Annotated in this window: 18 protein-coding genes; 6 read left to right on the forward strand and 12 right to left on the reverse strand. The window is 70.9% G+C overall.

The genetic code is table 11. The annotated features are described in order from the left end of the window. Nucleotides 1–46: 46 nt before the first annotated feature. Nucleotides 47–1,750 (reverse strand): carbohydrate binding domain-containing protein, encoded by a 1,704-nt coding sequence (locus tag AB0L37_RS32005; RefSeq protein ID WP_365513320.1) that lies wholly within the window; start codon nucleotides 1,748–1,750, stop codon nucleotides 47–49. Between the two features lie 170 nt (nucleotides 1,751–1,920). On the opposite strand from AB0L37_RS32005, the gene AB0L37_RS32010 reads away from it, so the two are divergent. Next, nucleotides 1,921–3,711, forward strand: a complete 1,791-nt coding sequence (locus tag AB0L37_RS32010; protein WP_365513323.1) for a protein kinase — start codon at nucleotides 1,921–1,923, stop codon at nucleotides 3,709–3,711. A 66-nt stretch (nucleotides 3,712–3,777) separates the two neighbouring features. On the opposite strand, the gene gnd is transcribed toward AB0L37_RS32010, so the two are convergent. Genes gnd through tkt form a run of 6 tightly spaced genes read right to left on the reverse strand, consistent with a single transcriptional unit; the run spans nucleotide 3,778 to nucleotide 12,130 of the window. Beyond that, a complete protein-coding gene (gene gnd / locus AB0L37_RS32015; RefSeq protein ID WP_365513326.1) occupies nucleotides 3,778–4,653 on the reverse strand; it encodes a phosphogluconate dehydrogenase (NAD(+)-dependent, decarboxylating) in 876 nt (291 codons plus the stop codon). Between the two features lie 33 nt (nucleotides 4,654–4,686). Continuing rightward, nucleotides 4,687–6,339 carry a glucose-6-phosphate isomerase gene (pgi, locus tag AB0L37_RS32020; protein WP_365513329.1) on the reverse strand — a complete coding sequence of 551 codons (1,653 nt, stop codon included), beginning with the start codon at nucleotides 6,337–6,339 and terminating at the stop codon, nucleotides 4,687–4,689. Continuing rightward, on the reverse strand, nucleotides 6,332–7,309 hold the full coding sequence (gene opcA / locus AB0L37_RS32025) for a glucose-6-phosphate dehydrogenase assembly protein OpcA (RefSeq protein WP_365513332.1): 978 nt from the start codon (nucleotides 7,307–7,309) through the stop codon (nucleotides 6,332–6,334). Before opcA ends, pgi begins: the two co-directional genes overlap by 8 nt. Then, complete coding sequence (gene zwf, locus AB0L37_RS32030; protein WP_365513335.1) at nucleotides 7,306–8,856, reverse strand: glucose-6-phosphate dehydrogenase; 1,551 nt, start codon at nucleotides 8,854–8,856, stop codon at nucleotides 7,306–7,308. Before zwf ends, opcA begins: the two co-directional genes overlap by 4 nt. Then, nucleotides 8,853–9,980, reverse strand: coding sequence for a transaldolase (tal, locus tag AB0L37_RS32035; protein ID WP_365513337.1), 1,128 nt, complete (start codon nucleotides 9,978–9,980; stop codon nucleotides 8,853–8,855). The genes zwf and tal overlap by 4 nt, the downstream gene beginning before the upstream one ends. Nucleotides 9,981–10,033: 53 nt before the next feature. Beyond that, nucleotides 10,034–12,130, reverse strand: coding sequence for a transketolase (tkt, locus tag AB0L37_RS32040; protein ID WP_365513340.1), 2,097 nt, complete (start codon nucleotides 12,128–12,130; stop codon nucleotides 10,034–10,036). A gap of 183 nt (nucleotides 12,131–12,313) precedes the next feature. Between tkt and AB0L37_RS32045 the strand changes: the two genes are divergently transcribed. Both AB0L37_RS32045 and AB0L37_RS32050 read left to right on the forward strand, forming a co-directional pair. Beyond that, a complete protein-coding gene (locus tag AB0L37_RS32045) occupies nucleotides 12,314–13,240 on the forward strand; it encodes an AraC family transcriptional regulator (RefSeq protein ID WP_365513342.1) in 927 nt (308 codons plus the stop codon). A 49-nt stretch (nucleotides 13,241–13,289) separates the two neighbouring features. Then, nucleotides 13,290–13,685: a YchJ family metal-binding protein gene (locus AB0L37_RS32050; protein WP_365513345.1), complete on the forward strand. Its 396-nt coding sequence runs from the start codon at nucleotides 13,290–13,292 to the stop codon at nucleotides 13,683–13,685. 67 nt (nucleotides 13,686–13,752) lie between these two features. On the opposite strand, the gene AB0L37_RS32055 is transcribed toward AB0L37_RS32050, so the two are convergent. Beyond that, nucleotides 13,753–14,454 carry an FCD domain-containing protein gene (locus AB0L37_RS32055; RefSeq protein ID WP_365513348.1) on the reverse strand — a complete coding sequence of 234 codons (702 nt, stop codon included), beginning with the start codon at nucleotides 14,452–14,454 and terminating at the stop codon, nucleotides 13,753–13,755. Nucleotides 14,455–14,603: 149 nt separating this feature from the next. On the opposite strand from AB0L37_RS32055, the gene AB0L37_RS32060 reads away from it, so the two are divergent. The 3 genes from AB0L37_RS32060 to AB0L37_RS32070 all read left to right on the forward strand — a co-directional run bounded on the left by AB0L37_RS32060 (nucleotide 14,604) and on the right by AB0L37_RS32070 (nucleotide 17,689). After that, a complete protein-coding gene (locus tag AB0L37_RS32060; protein WP_365513351.1) occupies nucleotides 14,604–15,116 on the forward strand; it encodes a gluconokinase in 513 nt (170 codons plus the stop codon). A gap of 54 nt (nucleotides 15,117–15,170) precedes the next feature. After that, complete coding sequence (locus tag AB0L37_RS32065) at nucleotides 15,171–16,577, forward strand: gluconate:H+ symporter (protein WP_365513354.1); 1,407 nt, start codon at nucleotides 15,171–15,173, stop codon at nucleotides 16,575–16,577. 92 nt (nucleotides 16,578–16,669) lie between these two features. After that, entirely contained in the window at nucleotides 16,670–17,689 is a 1,020-nt protein-coding gene (locus tag AB0L37_RS32070) for an aldo/keto reductase (RefSeq protein ID WP_365513356.1), read from the forward strand. 77 nt (nucleotides 17,690–17,766) lie between these two features. Here the strand turns inward: AB0L37_RS32070 and AB0L37_RS32075 are convergent, their stop codons facing one another. The 4 genes from AB0L37_RS32075 to AB0L37_RS32090 all read right to left on the reverse strand — a co-directional run bounded on the left by AB0L37_RS32075 (nucleotide 17,767) and on the right by AB0L37_RS32090 (nucleotide 22,165). Continuing rightward, a complete protein-coding gene (locus AB0L37_RS32075; RefSeq protein ID WP_365513359.1) occupies nucleotides 17,767–18,354 on the reverse strand; it encodes a cytochrome b/b6 domain-containing protein in 588 nt (195 codons plus the stop codon). Then, nucleotides 18,338–19,063: a molybdopterin-dependent oxidoreductase gene (locus AB0L37_RS32080; protein ID WP_365513362.1), complete on the reverse strand. Its 726-nt coding sequence runs from the start codon at nucleotides 19,061–19,063 to the stop codon at nucleotides 18,338–18,340. The genes AB0L37_RS32075 and AB0L37_RS32080 overlap by 17 nt, the downstream gene beginning before the upstream one ends. Nucleotides 19,064–19,594: 531 nt before the next feature. Then, the gene (locus tag AB0L37_RS32085; protein WP_365513470.1) at nucleotides 19,595–21,148 is read right to left on the reverse strand and encodes an APC family permease; all 1,554 of its coding nucleotides are present in this window, start codon (nucleotides 21,146–21,148) and stop codon (nucleotides 19,595–19,597) included. A 39-nt stretch (nucleotides 21,149–21,187) separates the two neighbouring features. Further along, nucleotides 21,188–22,165 carry a hypothetical protein gene (locus AB0L37_RS32090; RefSeq protein WP_365513365.1) on the reverse strand — a complete coding sequence of 326 codons (978 nt, stop codon included), beginning with the start codon at nucleotides 22,163–22,165 and terminating at the stop codon, nucleotides 21,188–21,190. Nucleotides 22,166–22,257: the final 92 nt, after the last annotated feature.

Below are 22,257 nucleotides of genomic sequence, written 5' to 3' on the forward strand. Positions count from 1 at the left end.
GTAAGTCCCCGTGCAACAGCCGGAGTTGGCCCCGGCGTCGGACCGGTCAGCCGGTGAAGCCGGCCGTGATCTTCGTGAACTGCCAGTTGTCCTGGCTGATGCCGGAGCAGTTCTCTGCGACGCCGCCGCCCGCGCACGGCCGGTCGCGGTTGACCGACCAGAAGGCGAGCCGGGCGAGGTGCTTGCTGTTCGCCCAGTCCTTGATCTGGGTCCAGATCGCCGGCGTGGTGGTCTCCTGCTGGTCGCTGAGACCGTTCATGCCGGAGATGCCCATGTGGGCGTAGGCGGTGGCGTCGTCCCAGCCGTAGACCGACTTGAGCTTGGTCTTGAGGCCCTCGGCGGCGTTCACCGTGTTGCCGTACATGTCGGAGCCGCCGCCGAAGTCGAACGGCATGATCGTGAAGACGTCGATGTTGGCGTTCAGGGCCTTGGCCTGCTCGATGAGGCGGTTGCCGTAGTAGGTCGGGCCCGTGGTGGAGGTGCCGAAGGTGAGGATGGTGCGCAGGCCGGGGTTGTTGGCCTTGACGATCTTCAGGGCGTTCAGGATGCGGTCCTGGACGGCCGTGTTCTCGAACTCGTCGCTGTTCTCGATGTCGACGTCGATCGCCTTGAGGCCGTACGCGTCGATGACCTTCTGGTACGCGCCCGCGAGGGCTTCCGGGGTGGAGCAGTTGGGGCCGAGCTTGTTGCCGCTCCAGCCGCCGATGGACGGGACGATGTCGCCGCCCGCCGAGCGGATCGCGTTGATCGCGCTCTGGTCCTGGCCGCCGGTGAGCGCGCGCTGGCCGTCCCAGGCCGGGTTGCAGCCGCCGGAGGAGAGGATGAACGCCATGGTGAACCACTTGATGCCGGTGGAGCTCATGACGGTGGTGGGGCTCGGCGGGTCGCCCCAGCCGGTGTAGAAGTAGGGCGCGGCCTGCTTGAAGCCGGTGCCGGGGTCGGAGCCCGCGCTCGTCGTCACGGAGACGGCGTTCGAGGCGGCCGAGGAGTTGCCGGCCGCGTCGTGCGCCTTGACGGTGAAGCTGTACGCGGTGGACGGGGACAGGCCCGCGACGGTGGCCGAAGTGCCGCTGACCGTCAGGAGTTTGTTGCTGCCGCCGCTGTAGATGTCGTAGCCGGTGACGCCGACGTTGTCGCTCGCCGCGCTCCAGGACAGGGAGACGGAGTTCGACGTCTTGCCGGTGGAGGTCAGGTTCGCCGGGGCGGTCGGGGCCTGGGTGTCACCGGGGGTGCCGCCGGGACCGTCGAGGCTGATGTCGTCGGCGTAGTAGGTGCCCTGCGCGTACCAGCCCTGGGTGTAGATCGTGGCGCTGGTCTGGGAAGCGCCGGTGGTGAAGGAGACCTTCAACTGGCTGTACGCGGAAGGCGATTGGGTCCACGTCGAGGCGCCGCCGTCGACGCCGAGGTAGACGTAGTTGCCGCGCATCCAGCCGGAGAGGGTGTACGCGGTGTTGGGCTGGACGGCGACGGTCTGGGTGCACTTGGCGTTGTCGCTCGAACTCGCGGCGCCCGCAAGGGCCTTGGCCCCGGAGTGCACGGGGCTGGACACGACGGAGCCGAGGCCTCCGGAGCAGGTCCAGGGGCCGAGGGAGCCGGACTCGAAGCCGGGGTTGGACAGGACGTTGGCCGCTTGGGCGGGTGTGGCGGGCAGGGCGACCGCGCCGGCGAGGGCGAGGGCGGCGGCGCCGAGGAGGGCGAGGACGCGGGGTCTGCGTCTGCGACGGTCGGAGGTTCTCGGGTGTGGGGACACACGAACTCCCTGTGGACGGAGGGGATTTGGGGACGTGCGTGAACCGTTCCGTTTCTTGCTGCCTCCTTAAGTTGGTATGGACCAATGCGCTTGTCAAGGTGGCGGGGATGGTCCGTGGGGGCGCGTGATGCAATGGAGGTGTCACGGAGCGGATACGGGGTGGAGAGCGCGTGTTGACGAACGGCGGGCCCGGCGCGGAGAGTTTCCGGCCACTGGAGGACACCGACCCGCGGACGGCGGGCGCGTACCGCCTGATGGCGCGGCTCGGCTCGGGCGGCATGGGCCGGGTCTATCTCTCGTACACCCCGGGCGGCCGGGCCGTCGCCGTGAAGGTGATCCGGCCCGAGCTGGCGGAGGACCCCGAGTTCCGGCGCCGGTTCCGCGCGGAGGTCGCGGCGGCGAGCCGGGTGCACGGCCTGTACACGGCGCCGGTCGTCGACAGCGACACGGAGAGCGCGGTGCCCTGGTGCGCGACCGCGTATGTGCCGGGGCCCTCGCTCGCGGAGGCGGTGCGCGAGCACGGGCCGCTGCCGCAGGACACCGTGCTGCGGCTGATCGCCGGGGTGGCGGAGGCGCTGCAAGCCGTGCATGCCGCGGGCATCGTGCACCGTGACCTGAAACCGTCGAACGTGCTGCTCGCCGACGACGGGCCCCGCGTCATCGACTTCGGCGTGGCCCGCGCCGCCGACGCGACGTCCGTCACGCAGAGCGGCACGGCCGTGGGCACGGTCGCCTACATGGCGCCCGAGCAGGTGCTCGGCGGGGAGGCGAGCGGCTCGGCGGACGTCTTCGCGCTGGGGCAGACCGCGGTGTTCGCGGCGACGGGGCGGGCGGCGTTCGGCGAGGGCGAGCCGCACGCGGTGCTCTACCGGGTCGTGCACGAGGAGCCGGACCTGTCCGAAGTGCCGGACGTACTACGGGACTTGACAGCCCGGTGTCTGCGCAAGCCCGCCGCCGAGCGGCCGTCCGTCGAGGACGTGATCCGTACCGTGCGGGAGATACGCGAGGCGCGCGGCCTGGAGTCCGGGGCGTGGCTGCCGGGCGAGCTGGCGGCGGGGATCGCGGCGCGGGCGGAGGGCGCGCGGGTCGCGGGGGCGACGCCGACCGGCCCCGGACACCCGGCGCCGGGCCCGGGGTTCGGGCCGCCGCCCGCCTGTCCGAGCTCGCCGTCCCATGCGGCGCTGCCGGGCCCGTTCGTGATGGGGCAGCAGGCGTACGCGCCCACTCCCCCGCCCGCCGCCGAGCCGGACACCGGACACAGGCGTTCTCGTACGTGGCTGCTCGCGGCGGCCGCCGTCGCGCTGGTCGCCTGTGGTGCGGGCGTCGCGCTGTGGCTCGTACCGGGCGGCAAGAAGACGGACGACAAGGCCGAACAGGCGGCGCGGAGCCAGTCCGCTGCCGCGTCGTCCGCGAGCCCGTCCGCCTCGGTCCCGAAGTCGGCGAAGCCGCACAAGTCGAAGAAGTCCAAGGCGCCGGAAGCCTCCGAGTCGGCGTCGGCGCCCACCCGTTCGGCGCCCCCGAAGACGACATCCGCTCCCCCGGCGCCCACCACGACGAAGCCCGTGCCGTCGAAGGCTCCTGTCCCCTCCACGTACAGCGGCATCGTGATGACGAAGAGCCACGATCTGTATCTGGCGGACTCCCCCGTGCGGTCCAGGGCCGACGACGGGCGGGCGAACGAGGACCTGACGTACGCCGTGTACGCGTCCGGCGACGTGCTCGCGCCCGGGACCACGTCGGGCAGTTCGCTCGCGGTGCTGCCGGCGGGGCGGCAGGGCGGGCTCGACGCGTGCCGGGCCGCGACCGGCTACAAGAGCTACATCTGGGTCAGGGATCTGGCGGCCGGTCAGCAGCTGTGCGTGATCAGCGGGACGGGGCACGTCGGTCTGGTGACGTACCGCGGGGGCACGGCCTCCTCGTCGGTCACGCTCGACGTGAAGGTGTGGCGGGACGCGGCATGACGCGGCCCCGCGTCCTCTCGGAGGGCGCGGGGCCGGGTGACCAGAGCAGTCGGTGCTGCTTCTTCGCTACTTCTTCTCGACCGCGTGGCCGCCGAACTGGTTGCGCAGCGCGGCGATCATCTTCATCTGCGGCGAGTCGTCCTGGCGGGACGAGAAGCGGGCGAAGAGCGACGCGGTGATCGCGGGCAGCGGCACGGCGTGGTCGATGGCCGCCTCGACGGTCCAGCGGCCCTCGCCGGAGTCCTGCGCGAAGCCGCGCAGCTGCTCCAGGTGCTCGTCGTCGTCCAGGGCGTTGACGGCCAGGTCGAGGAGCCAGGAGCGGATGACCGTGCCCTCCTGCCAGGAGCGGAAGACCTCGCGGACGTCCGTGACGGAGTCGGCGGCCTCCAGGAGCTCCCAGCCCTCGGCGTAGGCCTGCATCATGGCGTACTCGATGCCGTTGTGGACCATCTTGGAGAAGTGACCGGCGCCGACCTTGCCGGCGTGGACGTAGCCGTAGTCGCCCTCGGGCTTGAGCGCGTCGAAGATCGGCTTGACCTTCGCGACGTTCTCGTCGGTGCCGCCGACCATCAGCGCGTAGCCGTTCTGGAGGCCCCACACGCCGCCGGAGACACCGGCGTCGACGAAGCCGATGCCGCGCTCGGCGAGCTCGGCCGCGTGCTTCTCGTCGTCCGTCCAGCGGGAGTTGCCGCCGTCGACGACGATGTCGCCCTCGGAGAGCAGGCCCTTCAGCTCGTCGACGGTGGACTGGGTCGCGGCACCGGCCGGGACCATCACCCAGACCACGCGCGGGCCTTCGAGCTTCTCGACGAGCTCGGCGAGGGAGGCGACGTCGGAGATCTCGGCGTTGCGGTCGTAGCCGATGACGTCGTGGCCGGCGCGGCGGATGCGCTCGCGCATGTTGCCGCCCATCTTGCCGAGGCCGATGAGTCCAAGCTGCATGTCAGTTCACTTGCTTTCTGATGAGTCGGTACGTCAGGCGGTACGGCCGCGCAGGGCGCGGTACGTGGCGACCAGGGACTGCGTCGAGGCGTCGAGGCCGGGGACCTCCGCGCCGTCGGTCAGGGCGGGCTCGACGCGCTTGGCGAGGACCTTGCCCAGTTCGACGCCCCACTGGTCGAAGGAGTCGATGTTCCAGACGGCGCCCTGGACGAAGACCTTCTGCTCGTAGAGCGCGATGAGCTGGCCGAGGACCGAGGGGGTCAGTTCCCTGGCGAGGATCGTCGTCGTGGGGTGGTTGCCCTTGAACGTCTTGTGCGGCACCAGGTCGTCGGCGACGCCTTCGGCGCGCACCTCGTCCGGCGTCTTGCCGAAGGCGAGGGCCTGCCCCTGCGCGAACATGTTGGCCATGAGCAGGTCGTGCTGGGCCTTCAGTCCCTCGCTCAGCTCGTCGACCGGGTTCGCGAAGCCGATGAAGTCCGCCGGGATCAACTTCGTGCCCTGGTGGATGAGTTGGTAGTAGGCGTGCTGGCCGTTCGTGCCGGGGGTGCCCCAGACGACCGGCCCCGTCTGCCACTCGACGGCGCGGCCCTCGCGGTCCACGGACTTGCCGTTGGACTCCATGTCGAGCTGCTGGAGGTACGCCGTGAACTTGGACAGGTAGTGGCTGTACGGCAGCACGGCGTGCGACTGGGCGCCGTGGAAGTTGCCGTACCAGATACCCAACAGGCCGAGGATCAGCGGGGCGTTGGCCTCCGCGGGCGCCGTACGGAAGTGGTCGTCGACGAGGCGGAAGCCGTCGAGCAGCTCGCGGAAGTGGTCCGGGCCGATGGCGATCATCAGCGACAGGCCGATGGCCGAGTCGAAGGAGTAGCGGCCGCCGACCCAGTCCCAGAACTCGAACATGTTGGCCGTGTCGATGCCGAAGTCCGACACCTTCTCGGCGTTGGTCGACAGGGCGACGAAGTGCTTCGCCACCGCCGCCTCGTCGCCGAGACCGGCGAGCAGCCAGGTGCGGGCCGCGGTCGCGTTGGTGATCGTCTCGATCGTCGTGAACGTCTTCGAGGCGATGATGAACAGCGTCTCGGCCGGGTCCAGGTCGCGGACGGCCTCGTGCAGGTCGGCGCCGTCCACGTTCGACACGAAGCGGAACGTCAACTCCCGTGCGGTGAACGGGCGCAGGGCCTCGTACGCCATCGCGGGGCCGAGGTCGGAGCCGCCGATGCCGACGTTGACGACGTTCTTGATGCGCTTGCCGGTGTGGCCGGTCCACTCGCCGGAGCGGACCTTGTCGGCGAAGACGGCCATCTTGTCGAGGACCTCGTGCACCTTCGGCACGACGTTCTCGCCGTCGACCTCGATCACGGCGTCGGCCGGGGCGCGCAGGGCCGTGTGCAGCACCGCCCGGTCCTCGGTCGTGTTGATCTTCTCGCCGCGGAACATGGCGTCGCGCTGCCCGAACACGTCGGTGGCGGTGGCCAGTTCCTGGAGGAGGGCGAGGGTCTCGTCGTCGATCAGGTGCTTCGAGTAGTCGATGTGCAGGTCGCCGACCTGGACGACGTACCGCTCGGCGCGCGCCGGGTCGGCGGCGAACAGCTCGCGCAGGTGCGTGCCGTTGAACTTGGCGCGGTGGTCATCGAGCGCGGTCCACTGCGGGCGCCGCGTCAGCAGAGGTGCGTGGTCAGGCATGTTGAACAGACTCCTTGGATGCCTTGGTCGACGGGGCCTTCGCCGACGGGGCGCCGCCGTTCGCGTCGCCGTGCAACGCGACGGCGTACATCTCGTCGGCGTCCAGGCGGCGCAGCTCCTCGGCGATCAGCTCGGCGGTCGAGCGGACCTTCAGGGCGAGGGTGCGCTCGGGCTGGCCGGGCAGGGTGAGGGTGGCGAGCGGCCCGTCGGGGCGGTCGATGCGGATCTCTCCGTTCGCCGTGCCGAGGCGGACCGCGGTGACGACGGGGCCGTCCGTGGTGACGCGCTCGACCTTGACGCCGAGGCGGGCGCCGAGCCAGCGCGCGAGCAGCTCGGCGCTGGGGTTCTCGGCCTCGGACTCGACGGCCGCGGAGACGATGTCGGTGCGGGCCTGGTCGAGGGCGGCGGCCAGCATGGAGCGCCACGGGGTGAGGCGGGTCCAGGCGAGGTCGGTGTCGCCGGGGGCGTAGGACCTGGCGCGCAGTCCGAGGGCCGCGATCGGGTCCTCGACGGCGTACGCGTCGGTGATGCGGCGGGCGGCGAGCGCGCCGAGCGGGTCCTTGGCGGGCACGTCGGGGGCGTCCACCGGCCACCAGACGACGACGGGTGCGTCGGGCAGCAGCAGCGGCAGGACGACGGAGTCGGCGTGCCGGCCGACCTCGCCGTACAGGCGCAGGATCACGGTCTCGCCGGTGCCGGCGTCGGAGCCGACCCTGACCTCCGCGTCGAGGCGGTTGCCCTGCCGGTCGCGCGGCGAGCGGGCGGTGCGCCGGATGACGACGAGGGTGCGCGAGGGGTGCTCGCGGGACGCCTCCTGGGCGGCCTTCGTCGCGTCGTACGCGTTCTCCTCGTCCGTGACGATGACCATCGTCAGGACCATGCCCACGGCGGGCGTCCCGATGGCGCGGCGCCCCTCGACGAGCGCCTTGTTGATCTTGCTTGCCGTGGTGTCGGTCAGGTCGATCTTCATGGCCTGCGCCAGCTCCGTCCGTCTCGTGCGAGCATCTCGTCCGCTTCCTTCGGCCCCCAGCTGCCCGAGGCGTACTGGGCCGGCTTGCCGGTGCGGTCCCAGTTCTCCTCGATGGGGTCGAGGATGCGCCAGGACTCCTCGACCTCTTCCGTGCGCGGGAAGAGGTTGGCGTCGCCGAGCAGCACGTCCAGGATCAACCGCTCGTAGGCCTCGGGGCTGGACTCCGTGAACGACTCGCCGTACGCGAAGTCCATGGACACGTCGCGGATCTCCATCGACGTACCCGGGACCTTGGATCCGAAGCGTACGGTCATGCCCTCGTCGGGCTGCACGCGGATGACGATCGCGTTCTGGCCGAGTTCCTCCGTGGCGGTGGAGTCGAACGGGGAGTGCGGGGCGCGCTGGAAGACGACCGCGATCTCCGTGACGCGGCGGCCGAGGCGCTTGCCGGTGCGCAGGTAGAAGGGGACGCCCGCCCAACGGCGGTTGTCCACCTCCAGCTTGACGGCGGCGTAGGTGTCGGTCTTCGACTCCGGGTCGATGCCGTCTTCCTGGAGGTAGCCCCTGACCTTCTCGCCGCCCTGCCAGCCGGCCGCGTACTGCGCGCGGACCGTGGACTTCTCCAGGTCGGCGGGGAGCCGGACGGACTTGAGGACCTTGAGCTTCTCGGTGACGAGCGACTCGGCGTCGAACGCGGCCGGTTCCTCCATGGCGGTGAGCGCCATGAGCTGGAGCAGGTGGTTCTGGATGACGTCGCGGGCGGCGCCGATGCCGTCGTAGTAGCCGGCGCGGCCGCCGATGCCGATGTCCTCGGCCATGGTGATCTGCACGTGGTCGACGTAACTGCGGTTCCAGATCGGCTCGTACATCTGGTTGGCGAAGCGGAGCGCCAGGATGTTCTGGACGGTCTCCTTGCCGAGGTAGTGGTCGATACGGAAGACCTGGTCGGGGTCGAACACGTCGTGCACGATCGCGTTCAGTTCCTTGGCCGACTCCATGTCGTGCCCGAACGGCTTCTCGATGACGGCGCGCCGCCAGGAGCCCTCGGGCGCGTCGGCGAGGCCGTGCTTCTTGAGCTGCCGCACGACCTTCGGGAAGAACTTCGGCGGTACGGAGAGGTAGAAGGCGTAGTTGCCGCTGGTGCCGCGCTTCTCGTCCAGCTCGTCGACGGCTTCGCGCAGTTGCTTGAACGCGGTGTCGTCGTCGAAGTCGCCGGGGATGAAGCGCATGCCCTCGGCGAGCTGCTGCCAGACCTCTTCACGGAAGGGGGTACGAGCGTGCTCGCGGACCGAGTCGTGGACGACCTGGGCGAAGTCCTGGTCCTCCCACTCGCGGCGGGCGAACCCGAGGAGCGAGAAGCCCGGCGGGAGCAGACCGCGGTTGGCGAGGTCGTAGACGGCCGGCATCAGCTTCTTGCGGGACAGGTCGCCCGTGACGCCGAAGATGACGAGCCCGGAGGGGCCCGCGACGCGCGGCAGACGCCGGTCGCGGGGGTCCCTCAGGGGGTTCTGCCAGTCGGCCGGGAGGGCCGAAGGGAGGGAGCTCACTTGGCCTCAGACCCTTCGAGGCGGGACGTGACGGTGGCGAGCAGGTCGTTCCAGGCGATCTCGAACTTGGAGACGCCCTCGTCCTCGAGCTGCTGGACGACCTCGTCGTAGGAGATGCCGAGCTTCTCGACGGCGGCGAGCTCGGCGCGCGAGGCGTCGTAGGTGCCGGTGACGGTGTCGCCGGTGATCTCGCCGTGGTCGGCGGTGGCCTTCAGGGTGCCTTCCGGCATCGTGTTGACGGTGCCGGGGGCGACCAGCTCGACGACGTACAGGGTGTCCTTGTACGCGGGGTCCTTCACGCCGGTGGAGGCCCACAGCGGGCGCTGCTTGTTGGCGCCCGCCGCCTCCAGGGTGGTGGCGCGCTCGGTGGCGAAGACCTGCTCGTAGGCCTCGTAGGCGAGCCGGGCGTTGGCGAGGGCGGCCTTGCCCTTGAGGGCCTTGGCCTCGTCGGTGCCGACCTTGTCGAGGCGCTTGTCGATCTCGGCGTCGACGCGCGAGACGAAGAACGAGGCGACCGAGTGGATCGTGGAGAGGTCGATGCCGCGCTCGTGGGCCTTCTCCAGGCCGGCGAGGTAGGCGTCCATGACGGCCTTGTAGCGGTCGAGGGAGAAGATCAGCGTGACGTTGACCGAGATGCCGAGGCCGATGACCTCGGTGATGGCCGGCAGACCAGCGAGGGTCGCCGGAATCTTGATCATGACGTTCGGGCGGTCGACGAGCCAGGCCAGCTGCTTGGCCTCGGCGATGGTCGCCTCGGTCTCGTTGGCCAGGCGCGGGTCGACCTCGATGGAGACGCGGCCGTCGCGGCCGGCCGTGGCGTCGTACACGGGGCGCAGGATGTCGGCGGCGGCGCGGACGTCGGCCGTCGTCATCATGCGGACGGCCTCGTCGACGGTGACCTTGCGGACGGCGAGGTCGGCGAGCTGCTCCTCGTAGCCCTCGCCGGAGCCGATGGCGGCCTGGAAGATCGAGGGGTTCGTGGTGACGCCCACGACGTGACCGGTCGCGACGCTCTCGGCGAGCGAGCCGGACTCGATGCGCGTGCGGGACAGGTCGTCCAGCCAGATGGAAACGCCTTCGTCGGACAGGGACTTGAGCGGCGACGAGGTGGTGGCGTTACTCATGGTGTGCTTCATCTTCTTTCTTGCGTGCTTACTGCGTGGGAGGCGTACGGGGATCAGGCGCGGGCGGCTGCGAGGGACTCGCGCGCCTTGTCGGCGACGTTCTCGGCGGTGAAGCCGAACTCACGGAACAGGACGTTCGCGTCGGCCGAGGCACCGAAGTGCTCCAGGGAGACGATGCGTCCGGCGTCACCGACGTACCGGTACCAGGTCAGGCCGATGCCCGCCTCGACCGCCACGCGGGCCTTCACGGACGGCGGCAGGACGGAGTCCTTGTACGCCTGGTCCTGCTCCTCGAACCACTCGACGGACGGCATCGACACGACGCGGGTGGCGACGCCCTCGGCCTCGAGGGTCTCGCGGGCGGCGACGGCGAGCTGCACCTCGGAGCCGGTGGCGATGAGGACGACGTCCGGGGCCCCGGCCGACGCCTCGGCGAGGACGTAACCGCCCTTGGCGGCGGCCTCGTTGGCCTCGTACGTGGGCACGCCCTGCCGGGTGAGCGCCAGGCCGTGCGGGGCCGGCTTGGCCGAGCCGCGGCGCAGGATCTCGCGCCAGGCGATGGCGGTCTCGTTGGCGTCGGCCGGGCGCACGACGTTCAGGCCCGGGATGGCGCGCAGGGAGGCGAGGTGCTCGACGGGCTGGTGGGTCGGGCCGTCCTCGCCCAGGCCGACGGAGTCGTGGGTCCAGACGTACGTGACGGGCAGCTGCATCAGCGCGGACATGCGGACGGCGTTGCGCATGTAGTCGGAGAACACGAGGAACGTGCCGCCGTAGATACGGGTGTTGCCGTGCAGCGCGATGCCGTTCATCTCGGCGGCCATCGAGAACTCGCGGATGCCGAAGTGGACGGTGCGGCCGTACGGGTCGGCCTCGGGCAGCGGGTTGCCCTTCGGCAGGAACGACGACGTCTTGTCGATCGTCGTGTTGTTGGAGCCGGCCAGGTCGGCGGAGCCGCCCCACAGTTCGGGGATGACCGGGCCGAGGGCCTGGAGGACCTTGCCGGACGCGGCGCGCGTGGCGACCTTGGAGCCGGTCTCGAAGGCGGGCAGCGCCTGCTCCCAGCCCTCGGGGAGGCGGCCTGCGACGATGCGGTCGAGGAGCTGCGAGCGCTCGGGGTCGGCGTTCCGCCACTCGGCGAGCTGCTTGTCCCAGGCGGCGTGCGCCTCGGCGCCGCGGTCGAGGGCCTTGCGGCTGTGCGCGATGACCTCGTCCTCGACGATGAAGGACTGCTCGGGGTCGAAGCCGAGGACGCGCTTGGTGGCGGCGATCTCGTCGGCGCCGAGCGCGGAGCCGTGGGAGGCCTCGGTGTTCTGCGCGGTCGGGGCGGGCCAGGCGATGATCGTGCGCATGGCGATGATCGAGGGGCGCTCGGTCTCGGCCTTGGCGGCGGCGAGGGCCTCGTACAGGGCCTTGACGTCGGTGTTGCCGTCGGCCTGGGGCTCGATGCGCTGCACGTGCCAGCCGTAGGCCTCGTAGCGCGCGAGGACGTCCTCGGAGAACGCGGTCGCGGTGTCGCCCTCGATGGAGATGTGGTTGTCGTCGTAGACGAAGACCAGGTTGCCGAGCTTCTGGTGTCCGGCGAGGGAGCTGGCTTCGGCGGAGACGCCTTCCTCCAGGTCGCCGTCGGAGACGATCGCCCAGATGGTGTGGTCGAACGGGGAGGCGCCCTCGGGGGCCTCGGGGTCGAACAGGCCGCGCTCGTAGCGGGCGGCCATGGCCATGCCCACGGCGTTGGCGACGCCCTGGCCGAGCGGCCCGGTCGTGGTCTCGACACCGGCGGTGTGCCCGTACTCGGGGTGGCCCGGCGTCTTCGAGCCCTGCGTGCGGAACGCCTTCAGGTCGTCGAGCTCCAGCTCGTACCCGGACAGGAAGAGCTGGGTGTAGAGGGTGAGGCTGGTGTGGCCGGGCGACAGGACGAAGCGGTCGCGGCCGGTCCACTCCGGGTCGGCCGGGTCGTGGCGCATCGCCTTCTGGAAGAGGGTGTACGCGGCCGGGGCGAGGCTCATCGCCGTACCCGGGTGCCCGTTGCCGACCTTCTGCACGGCGTCGGCCGCGAGGAGCCGGGCGGTGTCGACGGCACGCTGGTCGAGGTCGGTCCACTCGAAGGGGCGCGCGAAGGGGTCGAGTCCGTTCGGTGTCTGAGTGCTCATCTGTACAGCTTCCTTCGCATCCGTTGCATGTCCGTCGTGCCGTAAGACACAGCAGGCCGGGACCAAAGTCCCTGGTCGAACCACCTACGAACTTAAAGGTCATACTTTTCGCCAGGTAGGTGCGCCCGTGCCAGTGTTCGGTGAAAATGGGACACCTACAGGAGTGGAAGCCAAGGAAGGTTCATGACGGAGCAGGGCCCCGCGCAGACGAGCGCACATCTGGGAGCGACCCCCGGAGATCGAGCGCACATCCGCACCTATCCCTTCGACCCGAGCGCGAGCGTCTCCGGGGTCGGGATACAGATCGGCCCGATGGGCACCGAGGGGCCGTGGGCCGGCGGAGTCGGCCTCTCCCGCCGCGTCCACCGCATCGACTTCCACGTGCTCCTCTTCTTCCGCGCGGGCCCCGTACGCCACATGATCGACTTCACGGAGTACGAGGTGGGGGCCGGGGACATCCTGTGGATCAGGCCCGGCCAGGTGCACGGCTTCTCGACGACGGAGGACTACGCCGGCACGGCCCTGACGATGCAGCCGGGCTTCCTGCCGCGCGCGATCGTCGAGGCGACGGGCCTGTACCGCTACGACCGCCCCCCACTGCTGCGCCCGGACGCGCCCCAACTGGCGGCGATGAACGCCTCGTTGGGGCAGTTGCAGCGCGAGTACCTGGACACCTCCACGCTCCCGCTGAGCCTGCACACCTCGGTCCTGCGGCACTCCCTCACGGCGCTGATGCTGCGCGTGGCGCATGTGTCGGCGCAGGCCGCGGCGGACGAGTGCGCGCCGCAGCCCGACACGACGTTCACCCGCTTCCGCACCGCGGTCGAGAAGGAGTTCACGACCAATCACAGCGTCAGCGCGTACGCGGACGAGCTGGGTTACTCGCGCCGCACCCTGGTCCGCGCGGTGCGCGCCGCGACCGGCCAGACCCCGAAGGCGTTCATCGACCGCCGCGTGATTCTGGAGGCGAAGCGCCTGCTCGCCCACACGGAACTCCCGGTCGGCCGGATCGGCGTGGCCGTCGGCTTCGGCGACTCGGCGAACTTCTCGAAGTACTTCCAGCAGCACACGGGCGTGACCCCGGCCGCGTTCCGGGCGGAACAGGTCTGACGTCCGCGCCGGGACAGGTCCGCCGTCCGCGCCGGATAGGGTCGCCCGCATGGCACGCCACACCCCCACCACCTGCCCCTGCGGACTCCCGCAGCCGTACGAGAACTGCTGCGGCCGGTACCACTCCGGCGCCGCCGCCGCGCCGACCGCGGAGGCGCTCATGCGCTCGCGGTACGTCGCCTTCGTACGGCGCGACGCCGCGTATCTGCTGCGCAGTTGGCACCCGGACACCCGGCCGCCGGTGATCGAGTTCGACCCGGGGCTGACCTGGACCGGCCTGGAGATCCTCGGCACGAGCGAGGGGACGGCGTTCCACCAGAGCGGCACCGTCACGTTCCGCGCGCGCTACCGGGACGACGGCCGGGCGGGTTCCCTGCACGAGCGCAGCCAGTTCCTGCGGGTGGGCGGGGCGTGGGTGTACGTCGACGGGGAGTTCATCCAGTAGCCCCCGGCGGCTCCTTACCCGTAGCCCCGTGGCCCGTGACGGGAAGTCCCTTACGGCACAAGGGAGTTCAGGGCGCCAGGATGTCCAGCTCCTGGAGCGCGCCGACCGCGATCTCACGCGTGAGCGCCTCCGCGCGCTCCGCGTCGCCTTCCCGTACGGCCTCCGCGACCTGGACGTGCAGGGTGACGGCCGCGGGGTCCGGGTCCTCGAACATGACCTGGTGGTGGGTGCGGCCCGCGAGGACCTCGGCGACCAGGTCGCCGAGGTGCGCGAACATCTCGTTGCCGGAGGCGTTCAGGACGATCCGGTGGAACTCGATGTCGTGGACGAGGTACTTCTCCAACTGCTGGCCGCGCGAACTGGCCACCATGCCGAGGGCGCACTCGGTGAGCGCGGCGCACTGCTCGGCGCTCGCGTGCCGCGCGGCGAGGCCCGCGGCGACCGGTTCGACCGCGGAGCGCAGGACCGTGAGCGAGCGCAGCTGGCGCGGCCGGTCTGCTCCCGCGAGGCGCCAGCGGATGACCTGCGGATCGTAGACGTGCCATTCCTCGGCGGGCCGCACCGTCACCCCGACGCGTCGCCGGGACTCGACCAGGTGCATGGATTCCAGGACGCGCACGGCCTCGCGCATCACCGAGCGGGACACCTCGTAGCGCTGGGCGAGTTCGTCCGTGCGCAGGACGCTGCCCGCCGGGTACTCCCCCGCTGTGATGGCGGGGCCGAGGCTGTCGAGAACGCGTGCGTGCAGCCCCTGGCCCTGTGTGCTCATGACGGAAGCCTAGACGGCGCGGAAGCCGGGGCGGGCAGGCGGGAACAAAAGGTCTGACTTTTATGTCACAGACTCTTGAATTAGTCAGACCTTTTGAGTTTCAGTGACGTGACACAGCGATGTCGATGAAGACAGCGAGGCAGTACGCGATGAGCACCCCCCACGTCGTCGTGGTCATGGGCGTGGCAGGCACCGGCAAGACAACGATCGGTCCCCTGCTCGCCGAGCGACTCGGCGTCCCCTACGCCGAGGGCGACGACTTCCACCCCCAGGCCAACATCGACAAGATGTCGGCGGGGACCCCCCTGGACGACGACGACCGCTGGCCGTGGCTCGAAGCCATCGGCAAGTGGGCCCACGGCCGGGCCGGCCGCGGCGGGGTCGTCTCCAGCTCCGCGCTCAAGCGTGCCTACCGGGACCGGCTGCGCGCCGAGGCCCCGGACGCCGTCTTCCTGCACCTGACCGGCAGCAGGGAGCTCATCCTCGACCGGATGAGCCACCGCGAGGGCCACTTCATGCCGACCAGCCTGCTGGACTCCCAGTTCGCCACGCTCCAGCCCCTGGAGCAGGACGAGGCGGGCGTCGCCGTCGACGTGTCGGGCTCCCCGGAGGAGATCGCCGACCGGGCCGCCGAGGCCCTGGCCGCGCTCGACACCCCGTAGCCGCCGCCACCCCCCTCAGTCCCCCTCCCCACTCCTCGTACAAGGGATAAGACCGTGACCAGTCTCAGCGTCGAGATGCTGGCAGCGGACACCGTCGAGCCGATCACGTCCGCTGGCCATGCCCAGCTCGGGATCGCCGTGCTCGCGGGCATCGCCGTCATCGTCCTGCTCATCACGAAGTTCAAGCTGCACGCCTTCCTCGCCCTGACCATCGGCTCGCTCGCGCTCGGCGCGTTCGCCGGGGCGCCGCTCGACAAGGCCATCGCCAGCTTCACCGCGGGGCTCGGCTCCACGGTCGCCGGTGTGGGTGTGCTGATCGCGCTCGGCGCGATCCTCGGCAAGCTGCTCGCCGACTCCGGCGGCGCCGACCAGATCGTCGACACCATCCTCGCGAAGGCCGGGAAGTCCGGCGGCAGGGCCATGCCCTGGGTGATGGTCCTCATCGCGGCCGTGATCGGTCTGCCGCTCTTCTTCGAGGTCGGCATCGTGCTGCTGATCCCGGTCGTCCTGATGGTCGCCAAGCGCGGCAACTACTCGCTGATGCGCATCGGCATCCCGGCGCTCGCCGGTCTGTCGGTCATGCACGGTCTGATCCCGCCGCACCCCGGCCCGCTCGTCGCGATCGACGCGGTCGGCGCCAACCTGGGCATCACGCTCGCGCTCGGCATCGTCGTCGCCATCCCGACGGTGATCATCGCCGGTCCGGTCTTCTCGCGGTACGCCGCGAAGTGGGTCGACGTCCCGGTGCCGGACAAGATGCTTCCGGCGCGCGCCTCCGAGGACCTGGTCAAGCGCCCGAGCTTCGGTGCCGCCCTGGCCACGATCCTGCTGCCGGTCGCGATGATGCTGTCCAAGGCCCTGGTCGACATCATCGTGGACAACCCTGAGCACACGGTCCAGCGCGTCTTCGACGTCGTCGGCTCCCCGCTGATCGCGCTGCTCGCGGCCGTCATCCTCGGCATGTTCACGCTGGGCCGGGCGGCCGGCTTCAGCAAGGGCCGGCTCCAGGCGACCACCGAGAAGTCCCTCGCCCCGATCGCGGGCATCCTGCTCATCGTCGGCGCGGGCGGCGGCTTCAAGCAGACCCTGATCGACTCGGGTGTCGGCCAGATGGTCCTGGACATCTCCAAGGACTGGAACATCCCGGCGCTGCTCCTCGCCTGGCTGATCGCCGTCGTGATCCGTCTGGCCACCGGCTCGGCGACCGTCGCGACCGTCTCGGCCGCCGGTCTGGTCGCGCCCCTCGCCGCGAACATGAGCGACTCCCACACGGCGCTCCTGGTCCTCGCGATCGGCGCGGGCTCGCTGTTCTTCAGCCATGTCAACGACGCCGGGTTCTGGCTGGTCAAGGAGTACTTCGGGCTGAGCGTCGGGCAGACGCTGAAGACCTGGTCGGTCATGGAGACGCTCATCTCCGTGGTCGCGGGAGGCGTCGTCCTGCTCCTGTCGTTGGTGATCTAGCCACCGAACGCCTTCGGTTGAACGTCAAGGGTCCGTGCCAGGTGCACGGGCCCTTGACTTCGAGAGCACTCCAACACGTTGACTGTGCGCCCATGCGATACACCCAGCTCGGACGCACCGGACTCAAGGTCAGCCGACTCGTGCTCGGCACGATGAACTTCAGCGGCGAGGCCGACGTCACCGACGAGAAGACCGCCCACGCGCTGATGGACGCCGCTCTCGACGCGGGCGTCAATTTCTTCGACACGGCGAACATCTACGGCAACGCCGAGGAGAAGGGCGCCACCGAGCGCATCATCGGCAACTGGTTCGCGCAGGGCGGCGGCCGGCGCGACAAGGTCGTCCTCGCCACCAAGGTCTACGGCAACATGACGCAGGACGGCACGGGCTTCAACCACGAGTCGTGGCCGAACCACATCAAGCTCAGCGCCCTCAACATCCGCCGCGCGGTGGACGCTTCGCTCCAGCGCCTGGGCACCGACCACATCGACCTCTACCAGTTCCACCACGTCGACCGGGACACCCCGTTCGACGAGATCTGGCAGGCGATGGACGTCCTCGTGCAGCAGGGCAAGATCCTCTACGCGGGATCGTCGAACTTCCCCGGCTACAAGATCGCCCAGGCCAACGAGACCGCCGCGCGCCGCGGCCGGCCCGGCCTGGTCAGCGAGCAGTGCCTCTACAACCTCTTCGAGCGGCGCGCCGAGATGGAGATCATCCCGGCCGCACGGGAGTACGGCGTCGGGGTCATCCCCTGGTCGCCGCTGCACCAGGGCCTGTTGGGCGGCGCGGTCCGCAAGCAGCGCGAGGGCACGGGCACCCGGACCAACATGGGCCGTTCCGCCACCGGGCTCGGCGACCCGGCGGTGCGGGCGCGCGTCGAGGCGTACGAGAAGGTCGTCGCCGAGCACGGCATGGAGCCCGGCGAGGTCGCCCTGGCGTGGCTCCTCACCCGGCCCGGGGTGACGGGTCCGATCGTCGGCCCGCGCACGGCGGAGCAGCTGGAGTCGGCGCTGCGGGCGGTCGAACTTGAGCTGCCGGAGGGGCTGTTGGCAAGGCTGGACGAGATCTTCCCGGGGCCGGGGGCGTCGCCGGAGGCGTTCGCGTGGTGAGGTGGTTGGCCGGGTGAGGCGGTTCGCCGAGTGAGGTGGCTCGCCGGGTGAGGTTGTTGGCCGGGTGAGGTGGGCGCTCAGTTCAGCCACTCGCCGTGTTCGCGTTCGGCCCAGTCCCGTCGTACGAAACCGGTGCGCATGCCCGTACGCGCCTCGGGGTCGCCGGCCGCCATCCCGATGTGGCCGGCGATCACGACGCCGAGCGCGAGCGACAGCCAGTCGTGCACGAAGGTACTGGCGGTGCGCCAGGCCAGCGGGGCGAGATGCGTGAACCACATCAGCAGTCCGGTGCCGAGCATGACGAGGACGGCACCTGCGAGCCAGGCCGCCCACAGTTTCTGACCGGCGTTGAACTTGCCTGCCGTACGGCCCCGTCGACGCCTCAAGGTCGCGCGCAGCCACGCCTTGTCGCGGGGGCCGAAGCGGTTGAGGCGGTGCAGGTCGCGGCGGAAGGCGCGGGAGGCGAGGCCCAGCAGGAACGGTGCGGGCAGCAGCAGTCCCGCCCCCTCGTGGAGCCGGACCACCAGGTCGCGGCGGCCGACGAGCTCGGCGAGCTGGGGCAGGTAGAGGCAGGCCGCGGTGACGACGCAGACGCCCATGAGCGCGGCGGTCGTGAGGTGGACCCAGCGTTCGGCGCGGGTGAACCGTTCAACTCGTGGGTGCATCGCCCCGCCCGTTCGACTTGCCGACCCAGGCGTCTACGTCGTAGCCGCGCTCTTCCCAGTAGCCGGGTTCGACCTGGTCGGTGACCGTGATCCCGGAGAGCCACTTGGCCGACTTGTAGAAGTACATCGGCGCGACGTACAGGCGGACCGGGCCTCCGTGGCTGTGCCCCAGATCCTTGTCCCGCATCTTCAGGGCCACCAACACGTCGGCGCGGCGGGCCTGTTGGAGAGTCAGGCTCTCGCTGTACGCACCGTCGAAGCAGGTCAGCCGTACGGCCTTGGCGCCGGGCCGCACGCCCGCCGCGTCCAGGAGCCGTGAGAGCCGTACGCCCTCGAAGGGGGTGCCCGGGACGCGCCAGCCCGTGACGCACTGGACGTCGCGGACGAGGCGGGTCTGGGGCTGCGCCCGCAGGTCGGCCAGCGTGTAGGTGGCGGGGGTGTCGACCAGGCCGTCGACGGTGAGGCGGTAGTCCTGGGCGGACTTGTGCGGGACAGAGGCGGCGACGGAGTAGTACCGGAAGCCGCCGCCGTTCGGGAACAGGTCCGTCAGGCCCGTGGGGTCCTTCTGCGCCACGTCCTCGAAGGCGGTCTGCAGCGCGGGGGCGGCGGCCATGCCGAGCGCTGCCGCGCCGAGCATGCCCAGGATCACTCGGCGTCCTACGGGGGCGCCGGGTTCCCTTTCGGGCGGGGGTTCTTGGTGCGGGGTCACGCTTTGATTCGAGCACCGGACGCTGACGGGGGCCAGGGGTTCCCGGCCCCCGTCAGCAATTCGTCATCTCTGCGCCGGCCTGCCGGCGGGGCGAGTCAGTCAAGCCCTTGGGGCGTCCGGGGCAGAGCCCCAGGCCTCAGCGCCGTTGCCGGTCGCGCTTTCGTCGGCGGGTGCCGCGCCGTCGTGGTTGCTCGCGCAGTTCCCCGCGCCCCTGGCGGGGCTGCGGAGCCGCAAATCGAAACAGTCCCGCGCCCCTTACGGGGCTGGGCACATCAAGCCCCTGCGGCGATTGAGCAGCGGGGTCCGGGGCAGAGCCCCAGGCCTCAGCGCCGTTGCCGGTCGCGCTTTCGTCGGCGGGTTGCCGCGCCGTCGTGGTTGCTCGCGCAGTTCCCCGCGCCCCTGACGGGGCGCAGCTCCGTCGCGGTTGGTCGCGCCCACGCGGCGGAGCCGCAAATCGAAACAGCCCCGCGCCCCTGGCGGGGCTGCGGAGCCGCAGATCGATACAGCCCCGCGCCCCTTACGGGGCCGTCCTCAGCCCGCGCGCTTTTCGAGCTGGAACGCCTCGTTGCCCAGGCCGATGCGGGCGTGGGCCTCCGGGTTGCGGGCGCGGAGCAGGACGCTGTAGGCCACGCCGATCAGTGCGGCCAGGGCGATGATGCCGGGGAGGATCCAGTTCAGGGAGGAGTCGGGGCCCGAGCCGACCAGGACGTCGAAGTCCTTGATCGTGTAGCCGGCGATGACCAGGAGGGCGAGGCCGGCGAGGCCCGAGGAGATGATGCGCCACAGCTGCGCGCCCGCGGCACCGCGCTTCACGAAGAAGACGATGACGGCGAGGGACGCGGTGGCCATGAGGAGGATGACGCCGAGGGCACCCACGTTGCCGCCCCACGTGAACAGGTGCAGGACCGGCGCTGTCGGGTCCCCGGCGGGGCCGTCGTCGGCGATGGCGAAGCCGATGACGATGATCAGGGAGACGACGGACTGAAGGACGGAGCCCGTGCCGGGCGCCCCGGTCCCCGTGTTGGTGCGGCCGAACCGCGCCGGCAGCAGCCCCTCGCGGCCCATGGCGAACGCGTACCGCGCGACCACGTTGTGGAAGGAGAGCAGCGCCGCGAACATCCCGGTGACGAAGAGGACGTGGACGATGTCGGTGAACGTGCCGCCGAGCCGGTCCTCGGTCAGCCCGAACAGCAGGCCCGCCGACTGCTTCTGCGCGGCGCCGACGATCGACGCGGGTCCGGTGGCGACGGTCAGCGCCCAGGAGCTGATGGCGAAGAAGACGGCGACGCCGCCGACGGCCAGGAACATGACGCGGGGCACGAGGATGTGCGGGCGGCTCGTCTCCTCCGCGTAGACCGGTGCCTGCTCGAAGCCGGTGAACCCGGCGATGCAGAAGCACAGGGCGGTGCCGAGGCCCACGCCGGAGAGCGTGTCCGGGTTGAACGCGTGCAGGGACAGGCCCTGCGCGCCGGGGTCACCGATCGCCGCGATGTCGAAGACGACCACGACGGCAACCTCGATCAGGAGCAGCACGCCGAGGACCTTCGCGTTCACGTCGATCTTCAGCAGACCGAGCACGCCGACGGCGACGACGGCGAGCAACGCCGGTATCCACCAGGCGAGTTCGATGTCGAGGTACTGCTGCGCGAGCCCGGCGACCTCGAAGCCGAACATCCCGTAGATGCCGACCTGGAGCACGCTGTACGCCACCAGCGCGACGAGGGCGGCCGCGGCGCCCGCGGTCGGGCCGAGCCCGCGGGATATGTACGCGTAGAACGCGCCGGCGTTGTGCACGTGCCGGCTCATCTCCGCGTAGCCGACGCTGAAGAGGGCGAGGACGACGCCGAGGATGAGGAAGAGGAGGGGCTGCCCGACGACGCCCATGACGGCGTACGTCGTCGGCATCACACCGGCGACCACCATCAGCGGGCCGGTCGCGGCGAGCACGGACAGGAGCAGCCCCGCCGTCCCGAGCCGCCCGGCGCGCAGCGCGCTCTCCTCTCCCAGATACGTGCTGATGCCCGGCTCGGCACCGGCCGTCACGCCGGTGGTTCTGCCGGTCGCACTCGAACTACCCGTCGTCATCGCGGGGTTGTCCCTTCCCATGGATGCTCACTGAAGTGGTCACGCCGAGCCGAGCGCGGCACTGCGCGCGGCACGGAACGCTTCGTTCGGGTCCCGGTCCGGATAGGACCAGGGGGCCGGGGTGGCATGGTGGCCGATCCGGTGGAACAGGGCGGCCGCCTCGGCGGGACGGCCCTCGCAGTACTTGGCGTGGGCGAGGAAGTTGAGGTCGATGCGGCCGCGCGGGTGCGTGACACCGGCCCGGTCGTGCGGGTCGCCCCACTCCAGCCACCAGTCGAACGCGGCCTTCATGACGAGCCGGGCCCGCCGTCCGGTCCAGTGCCCGGAGGCCTTGGGGTCGTCCGGTTCGCTGCCCGCCTTCGCGAGGACGCGGTAGCGCTCGGCGTGGGCGACGACCGGGAGCACCGCCAACGGCGAGGCGGACGGCGCCTGTTCGGCCGCCCAGGACGCGAAGTCGTACACCTCGTGCAGCGGGTCCTGACCGGCCTCGGGACGCCGCTCGGCGAGCCGGGCGACCATCAGGTGGTGCGCGTGATGGTGCCAGGGGTGACGGTGACGCACCTCGTCGAAGAGGCGTACGACGTCCTCCTCGCGCCCCAACTCCCGCTCCAGGAGCAGCAGTCCGAGCCAGGGCGTGGGGTCGGCGGGCACCAGGGAGGCCGCGTCGAGGCAGGCGTCGCGGGCCCTGTCGGGGCGCTCCTTGCCGGCCACGGCGCGGTACACGGCGGCGCAGGCGAGCAGCACGGGCGCGTCCGTCGACTCGGGCTCGGCCAGATGCCAGTCGCGCACCCAGGCGGCCGCGGTGGGTTCCTGCGCGAGGACGGTGACGCGGTGGCCGCGCCGGTCCCAGTCGTCCCCGGTGGCGGCGAGCAGCGCCCGCACCTCGGTCCAGCGCCCCTGCGCGAGCGCGGTGCGGGCGGCGACGAGCGCGGAGTCGTCGAGTGCGGGATCGCCGATGCCCGCCGATTGCGCGGCCTTCTTGCGGGAGCGCCCGAGGGGAGGCGGGGGTGGGGACACCGCGGCGGTTCCTCTACGACTGTTCAGATCTGGGGTGCTGCTGACGGCTCCGACGGCGCGACGCTGCGCGGCCGGGCGGATGATCACGCACA

Source organism: Streptomyces sp. NPDC052225 (genome assembly GCF_040679615.1).
Classification (GTDB): domain Bacteria; phylum Actinomycetota; class Actinomycetes; order Streptomycetales; family Streptomycetaceae; genus Streptomyces.